The 5,121-nt window shown below is 72.1% G+C and carries 4 protein-coding genes; all 4 read left to right on the top strand.

Annotation, left to right across the window (positions count from 1 at the left end; all coding sequences use genetic code 11):
* Nucleotides 1-44: 44 nt before the first annotated feature.
* Complete coding sequence (gene rpe, locus C0461_RS13325; RefSeq protein ID WP_292107686.1) at nt 45-710, top strand: ribulose-phosphate 3-epimerase; 666 nt, start codon at nt 45-47, stop codon at nt 708-710.
* Entirely contained in the window at nt 707-2,482 is a 1,776-nt protein-coding gene (locus C0461_RS13320) for a heparinase II/III family protein (RefSeq protein WP_292107685.1), read from the top strand. Before rpe ends, C0461_RS13320 begins: the two co-directional genes overlap by 4 nt.
* 91 nt (nt 2,483-2,573) lie before the next feature.
* On the top strand, nt 2,574-4,178 hold the full coding sequence (gene purH / locus C0461_RS13315; RefSeq protein WP_292107684.1) for a bifunctional phosphoribosylaminoimidazolecarboxamide formyltransferase/IMP cyclohydrolase: 1,605 nt from the start codon (nt 2,574-2,576) through the stop codon (nt 4,176-4,178).
* A gap of 223 nt (nt 4,179-4,401) precedes the next feature.
* Nucleotides 4,402-5,121 (top strand): prolyl oligopeptidase family serine peptidase (locus C0461_RS13310; RefSeq protein WP_292107683.1); only part of this gene is annotated, 720 nt, incomplete at its 3' end.

Here is a 5,121-nt window from a genome sequence, read left to right as displayed (position 1 = left end):
CCCTCGCCGCTTGCCCCTCATGCCCGCCCGCCGTAAGTCGGGGCATGGCGAAAACTCCCCTGATCTGTCCGTCGATCCTGGCCAGCGACTTCGCGAAGCTGGGCCAGGAAGTGGCGGCCATCGAGGCCGCGGGCGCCGACTGGGTGCATGTGGATGTGATGGACGGCCATTTCGTGCCGAACCTGACCATCGGCCCGGCGGTGGTGAAGGCCCTGCGGCCCCATTCGACCTTGCCGTTCGACGTGCACCTGATGGTGGCGCCGGTGGATCCGTGGCTGGAGGCCTACCGCGAGGCGGGCGCCGACATCCTGAGCGTCCACCCCGAGAGCGGGGCCCACCTGCACCGGACCCTGGGCACAATCCGGGGTCTGGGGGCGAAGGCCGGCATCGTGTTCAATCCGGCCACGCCCCTGGGCATTCTTGAAGAGGTGGTGGACCTCGTTGATCTGGTGCTGATCATGTCGGTCAATCCGGGCTTCGGCGGGCAAAAGTTCATCGACAGCGCCCTGACCAAGATCGCGCGGGCCCGCGCCATTCTGGACCGGGCGGGCAGCCCCGCGCACCTTCAGGTGGACGGCGGGGTGGTGGCGGCCAATGCCGGCGCCTGCGTCGCCGCCGGGGCCGATGCGCTGGTGGCCGGATCGTCGGTGTTCAAGGGCGGGCCCGACGCCTACGCAGACAACATAAAGGCTTTGAAGGCCGCCGCGTGAAACTGCCCAGCGCCCCCTTCGCCGACCCCTCGCGCCCGCCTGCGCCCGCGCCGGTGAAGGCTGCGCCCAGCCCCGGCGGCTGGCGCCTGGCTCCGGCCATCGCGGGGCGGCTGCTGACGCGCCAGTCGTTCATCGAGCTGTATGGCCTGCCTGGCTATCACCAGACCCTGAAGTGGCCGCGCGCCGAAGGCTTCGCCGCCACCCCGCGCGACTTCCGCCCCAGCGACGCCGAGATCGGCCGCGCCCTTCTGGGCGGACGCATGATGCTGTCCGGCGTGTCCATGGACCTGAGAAGTCCCGAGGATCCCTGGAACCGGCCCAGCCCCAGCCGGGCGTTCGCGGTCGCCCTGCATGAGTTCGCCTGGCTGCCGTCGTTGATGCTGGCCGGCGAAAAGGGCGCGCGCGAAGCGGTGCGCCTGACTCTGGGCTGGCATGCGGTGTTCTCGCACTGGTCGCCGTTCTCGTGGCAGCCGGACATTCTGGCGCGGCGGGTGTTCAACCTGGCCTGCGCGGCCCGGCGCATGGCGGCGGTGGCCAATGAGGCGGACCGCGCCCTGCTGGCCGATGTTCTGGCGCGTCAGGCGAGACAGCTTCTGCGCCCGCCCGGCGGCCTGGCCGAGAACGCGCTTCAGCGCACCGCCGCCGCCGTGGCCGGGTGCGCCCTGGGCGGCAAGGCGGGGGCTTCGCTGCGTCGGCGCGCCCTGAACAAGCTGGCCTCCGCGCTCAAGCACACGGTGCGCGAGGACGGCGCCCACGCCAGCCGCTCGCCGCAGGCAGGGCTTGACCTTCTTCTCGACCTGCTGACCCTGGACGACGTCCTGCTGCAGCTGGCCGAGACGCCGCCGCCCGAGCTGGCCCTGGCCATCGGGCGGCTGACCATGGGGCTGCGCACCCTGACCCTGCCCGACGGGCGGCTGGCCGCGTTTCAGGGCGGCGGGGCGCTGGACCCGGCCCTGGTCGCCGCCGCCCGCGCCCACGACGAGGACGACCCCGGCCCGATGGAGGGCATTGGCCCCGGCGGCTACGCCCGGGTGCACACACCGCTGCTGACCCTGATCGCCGATGCGGCGCCGCCCGCCACGGGACCGTGGAGCGGCTCCGCCTGCGCCCAGACCGGGGCCATGGAGATCATCTGCGGTCGGGATCGCATCGTCACCAACTGCGGCTGGACCCCGCGCGCTCACGAGCGCCAGGCCATGCGCCTGACGCCCGCCGGCTCGACCCTGTGTCTGGGCGACGGGGCCATGGCCCAGCCTCTGACCGGCTGGAAGGCGGACCTGCTGGGCACGCGCCTTGTGGGCCCCACGATCCATGTGGACGCCCAGCACCGCGCCGCCGAGGGCGCCGTGTGGCTGGAGATCGAGCACGACGGCTGGGCCCCGCGCTATGGCCTGAAGCATCAACGGCGCCTGTATCTGGACCAGCGGCTGGATGAATTGCGGGCCGAGGAGCGCCTGTATCCTTCCGACGGCCACAAGGACGCCGCCCGGCCGCTGGCCGCCCCCTACGCCGTCCGCTTCCATCTGGAGCCGGGGGTTCAGGCGTCGCTGGCGCGGGACAAGCGCAGCATCCTGCTGCGCGGCGCCTCGGGCCGGGGCTGGTGGTTCCGGAGCGACGCGCCGGACGTGGACATCGAGCCCTCGGTGCATGTGGCGGACGGCCTGACCCGGCGCTCGCTGCAGCTGGTCCTGCGCGGCTCGGCCCGCACCGACGCCGAGACCAGGATCCGCTGGAAGATGAGCCCGGCCGGCGCCAGCGGCGAGGCGGGATAAGGCGCGGCGAAGGTGGCGAAACCGGGCGGCGCGTGTTAACGGCGCGCCGTTCCCGCTCCCCCCGCCCCCAAGCTCGCCAGAACGGATTCCCATGCCCGCCGCGCCCGACTTTCCGCCTGCCCCCGACGCCGTCAAACCCGTCCGGGCGCTGATCTCCCTGTCCGACAAGTCAGGGCTTGAGGACGTGGCCCGCGCCCTGGCCGAGCTGGGGGTGGAGCTGGTGTCCACGGGCGGCACCCGGGCAGCCATCGAGAAGGCCGGCCTGCCGGTCAAGGACGTGGCCGATCTGACCGGCTTCCCGGAGATGATGGACGGGCGGGTCAAGACGCTGCATCCCGTGGTTCACGGCGGCCTGCTGGGGGTGCGCGACGCGCCCGAACACGCGAAGGCCATGGCCGAGCACGGCATCGGGCCCATCGATCTGGTGTGGATCGACCTGTACCCCTTCGAAGCCACCATCGCGGGCGGGGGCGACTTCGCCTCGGCCGTGGAGAACATCGACATCGGCGGCCCGGCCATGATCCGGTCCTCGGCCAAGAACCACGGCTATGTGGCGGTCTGCGTGGACCGGGAGTCCATCGACGAGGCCGTGGCGGCCCTGAAGGCGGACGGGACCACCGGCCTTGCCCTGCGCAAGCGGCTGGCGGCCCGGGCGTTTGCGCGGACGGCGGCCTATGACGCGGCGGTCGCCGGCTGGTTCGCGGGCCAGGTGGCGGACGCCGCCCCCGCCCGCAAGACCATCGCCGGGACCCTGGCCCAGACCCTGCGCTATGGCGAGAACCCCCACCAGGCGGGCGCCTTCTACCGCACCTCGGAGACCCGCCCCGGCGTGGCCAACGCCCGCCAGCTGCAGGGCAAGGAACTGGGTTACAACAACATCGCCGACGCGGACGCGGCCTATGAGCTGGTGGCCGAGTTCGATGAGCCCGCCTGCGTCATCGTCAAGCACGCCAATCCGTGCGGCGTGGCCGTGGGCGAGGACTTGTCGGAGGCCTACGCCCGGGCGCTGGAGTGCGACGCGGTGTCGGCCTTCGGCGGGGTGGTGGCGGTCAACCGGCCCCTGACCGAGGCGGACGCGAAGCTGATCACCGGGATCTTCACCGAGGTGGTGATCGCGCCGGGCGCCGACGAGGCGGCCAGGGCCGTGTTCGCGGCGAAGAAGAACCTGCGGCTGCTGATCACCGACGGCCTGCCCGATCCCCTGCAGCCGGGACAGGTGTTCCGCTCGGTGGCCGGGGGCCTGCTGGTGCAGTCGCGCGACCTGGCCCGCATCACCCCTGCAGACCTGAAGATCGTGACGAAGCGCCAGCCCACCGACGAGGAGGTGCGCGACATGCTGTTCGCCTTCACCGTGGCCAAGCACGTGAAGTCCAACGCCATCGTCTACGCCAGGGCGGGCCAGACCGCGGGCATCGGCGCGGGCCAGATGAACCGGCGCGACTCGGCCCGCATCGCCGCCATCCGGGCGAAGGAAGCGGGCGAGGCCAAGGGACTGGCCCAGTCGCTGGCGCAGGGCTCGGCCTGTGCGTCAGAAGCCTTCTTCCCCTTCGCGGACGGCCTGCTGGAGGCCGTGGCGGCGGGCGCCACCGCGGTGATCCAGCCCGGCGGCTCGATCCGCGACGAGGAGGTCATCGCCGCCGCCGACGACAAGGGCGTGGCCATGGCCTTCACCGGGATCCGGGTTTTCCGGCACTAGATTTCAGACTCCGGGCGCCAAAAAACAGGGTCTGAATTGTCCGAATAGTCTGAAATAGCCTCCCGCGTCATGATCACCGACGGCCATTGTAAGGGCGCCGGGAAGAGTGGGATCAAATGGATGCGAACGCATCCGCCTGTCTGCGCTTCTGGACCCCCGGGACAAGCCCGGGGGTGACGGACTAGGGTGGGCGGCGGCCTGTGTAGCCAATGAAGGAACCCCCATGGACACCACCGCCGAACGCTGGGCGATGCTGGAGCCGCACACGCGGCATGTGGGCCCCGACGACGACCGGGCGCGGCCGGCGGTGCTGCTGTTCCACGGCTGCGGGGGCCTGAGGGATCACCTGCCCCTGTACGCCGAGGCGGCGAAGGCGGCCGGGATCCGGGCCTTCATCATCGACAGCTTCGGCGCGCGCGGATGGAGCCGGGCCTTCGCCCTGGCCACCGTCTGCACCGGGGTGCGCCTGCGCGGCTGGGCGCGGGCGGGGGATGTGATGGCGGCGGTACAGGGCCTGTCACAGCGGCCCGACGTGGATGGCTCCCGGCTGGGGCTGGCGGGCTGGAGCCACGGGGGCTGGGCCATCATGGAGGCCCTGAGCGCGCCGCGCGAAATGGCGGGCGAGATGCTGCTGCGCGACCCGGCGGCGGCGGACCTGTCGGGGGTGAAGGCGGTGTTTCTGGCCTATCCCTATGTGGGCGTGGCGGCGACGGGCCGTTTCCGCGCCTGGCGCCACCGCCCGAAGACCCTGGCGATCATCGCCGCGCGCGATCACCTGACCACGGTGCGCAACGCCGAGCGGGTGCTGGACACGGCCTGCGGCCATGTGGAGATCGAGCGCTGGACCGTGGACGGCACCCACGCCTTCGACGAGCCCACCGGCGCCGGCCCCATGCGCCACGACGAGGCCCTGACCGACGAGGCGCTGAAGCGGTTCGCGGGG

The organism is Brevundimonas sp., assembly GCF_013823285.1.
Classification (GTDB): Bacteria; Pseudomonadota; Alphaproteobacteria; order Caulobacterales; family Caulobacteraceae; genus Brevundimonas.
The sequence above is the reverse complement of the archived record's forward strand: the minus strand, read 5'-3'. Positions and strand labels throughout refer to the sequence as shown.